The 2571-nt window shown below is 48.1% G+C and carries 2 protein-coding genes; both read left to right on the plus strand.

Going from position 1 to position 2571, the window contains the following annotated elements; all coding sequences use genetic code 11:
* Positions 1–207 precede the first annotated feature (207 nt).
* The gene (gene istA, locus Q0852_RS23360; RefSeq protein WP_299022774.1) at positions 208–1740 is read left to right on the plus strand and encodes an IS21 family transposase; all 1533 of its coding nucleotides are present in this window, start codon (positions 208–210) and stop codon (positions 1738–1740) included.
* A gap of 9 nt (positions 1741–1749) precedes the next feature.
* Positions 1750–2472 (plus strand): IS21-like element helper ATPase IstB, encoded by a 723-nt coding sequence (gene istB / locus Q0852_RS23365; RefSeq protein ID WP_299022776.1) that lies wholly within the window; start codon positions 1750–1752, stop codon positions 2470–2472.
* The last annotated feature ends 99 nt before the right edge of the window (positions 2473–2571 follow it).

Raw genomic sequence — 2571 nt, forward strand, 5'->3', positions numbered from 1 at the left:
TGCATATTTCGGAGTCAGCCGACCGGCTATTTCGGTTTTAATCGACCACCAAATCCGTTTTTAAACGTCCACTGATTTCGTTTTTAATCCGCCACTTTTGGCCAAATTCCGAAATAGGTGGTCGATTTAGCGAAATCAATCTCTTTTCTCTTTTAAATCAATAGGTTTAACCTGAGTCTTTCGTACTGAGAGCACAAGGGATAAATCATGCCGAAAAAGAGAATGCCAATGAACAAGATCAAGGAAATTTTACGTCTCCGATACGAGTGCAACCTGTCCAATCGACAAATTGCAGCATGCCTCAATATCGCCCATTCGACTGTCTCTCAGCACTTATCTCGCTTTAAATCCAGTGGCCTTACCTGGCCGCTGAACGATACCCATCATGAAAATCAAATTAGCCAAGCACTGTTCGAAGGCCGTTCACCCTCTAAAAATAAGGTGATGCCAGACTTTACGCTCTGTTACCAAGAGCTGAAAAGAAAGGGGATGACCAAAGCCCTGCTCTGGGAGGAGTACTGTCACCAGTATCAAGAGCAGGCCTATGGGTACACTCAGTTCTGTGAGTTGTATCGACGCTGGCTGAAAACACAAAAACGCAGTATGCGGCAGCGCCATCAAGCGGGGGACAAACTCTTCATCGATTACTGTGGCCCAACCATCGCAATAATGAACCCTGATACGGGCGAGTGCCGGCAGGCGCAAATCTTCGTCGCTACCTTAGGGGCATCGAACTACACCTACGTCGAGGCCAGTGAAAGCCAGGGCTTAGAGCACTTCCTCATGGCACATGTGAATGCCTTCAACCACTTTGGTGGCACCCCAAACTTGCTGGTACCTGACAACCTCAAATCAGCCGTCATCAAAGCTGACCGCTATGAACCCACCCTCAATGAAAGCTACCGAAAGCTTGCACATCATTACGGTATCGCGGTAATGCCCGCCAGGCCTTACAAGCCCAAGGATAAAGCCAAAGCAGAAAATGCAGTGCTTATCGTCGAACGATGGATAATGATGCGTTTACGCCACCAGGTGTTCCACACCCTGGCCGAGCTGAATCAGGCTATCCGCGGGCTGATGCATGACTTAAACCAGCGTGAAATGAAACAACTGGGTATAAGCCGCCACGCTCTCTTCAATAAAATCGACCAACCAGCTCTGAAAACCTTGCCGTCACAGCCGTATGTTTACATCGACATCAAGCGAGCCAAGGTTGCCCCCGACTACCACATCCAATACAAAAAGCACTTCTACTCAGTGCCTCATCCACTTGTCGGGCAACAAGTGGAGCTGGAAGCAACACACCAAATAGTACGTATCTACCACAAAGGTAATATCGTTGCCCAACATCCAACCAGCCAGAAGGAATATGGCCTCTCTACCGTGCACGAACACATGCCATCGAATCATCAATACCAGTCGTGGACTCCCGAGCGATTTATCCGCTGGGCACAAACTATCGGCCCGGCTGTTGGCGAAGTGACTTCACTATTACTAAAGCGTCCCAAGCATGCAGAGCAGGCCTTCAGAAGTTGCTTCGGGCTACTGAGCCTTGCAAAAAAACACTCGGATGCACGTCTGGAGCAAGCGTGTCGAGATGCGTTAGTGGCAGAAAAACCGTACTTAAACTTCGTAAAAAACCTGCTGCAAAATCACCGTGAAGGAACGTTATCACGGCAGTCGCCTGATACACCTAACCTCAATCACACCAATGTTCGCGGTTCAAATTACTATCACTAGGAGAAAAACATGGACGCCCTTATCCAACAGTTAAAATCACTGCGCCTTAGCCATGCTTCAGATGCGTTGGAGCAGCAGAGAATACAGCCAACCACTTATGCTGAACTTGGCTTCGAAGAAAGGTTGGGGCTACTGCTCGACTATGAGTTGATCAACCGTAACCAAACAAAAATCCAGCGCCTTAAACGACAAGCTAAGTTACGCCTCAGCGCCAGTGGTAATCAACTTGATTACCGCCCAGAGCGTGGCCTGCAAAGAGCATTAATGGGTGAGCTGTTATCTGGCACCTATTTACAAAAACGCCAGAACATCTTAATCACAGGGCCGACAGGTGCCGGGAAAACTTACGTTGCCTGCGCACTTGCTGAGCAGGCCTGCGAGCAGCATCATCCAACCCGCTATTACCGTCTCAACCGCTTACTTGATGACTTAAGCAGTAGCCGACTGGATGGCAGCTACCAGAAGCAGTTGTTGAACTTATCGAAGAAATCACTGCTTATCATCGATGACTGGGGAATGGAGAAACTGTGCCAAGAAAAAGCGAGTGATCTGCTTGAAGTTCTGGAAGATCGATATCAAGAATGCAGCACAATAATCATCAGCCAGCTTCCCGTAAAAGAATGGCATCAGATGATCGATAACTCCACAATCGCCGATGCGATCTTAGATAGGTTGGTTCACCAAAGCCATCGGATCGAGTTGCAAGGAGAATCCATGAGAAAGCTAGCGTAAATCGACCACTTGGAGTAAAACTTAGGAAGAGAAAAGAGGAGCTGAAAAAGGTGGTCGAATAAAAACGAAATCAGTGGTCACGTCAGCCGAAATACGCAC

Origin of the sequence: uncultured Photobacterium sp. (assembly GCF_947502415.1) — a bacterium.
Classification (GTDB): Bacteria; Pseudomonadota; Gammaproteobacteria; order Enterobacterales; family Vibrionaceae; genus Photobacterium.

Excerpts from the sequence above, each read along its gene's own strand:
- istA (WP_299022774.1), top strand. The coding sequence starts at position 208 with ATGCCGAAAAAGAGAATGCCAATGAACAAGATCAAGGAAATTTTACGT.
- istB (WP_299022776.1), top strand. The coding sequence starts at position 1,750 with ATGGACGCCCTTATCCAACAGTTAAAATCACTGCGCCTTAGCCATGCT.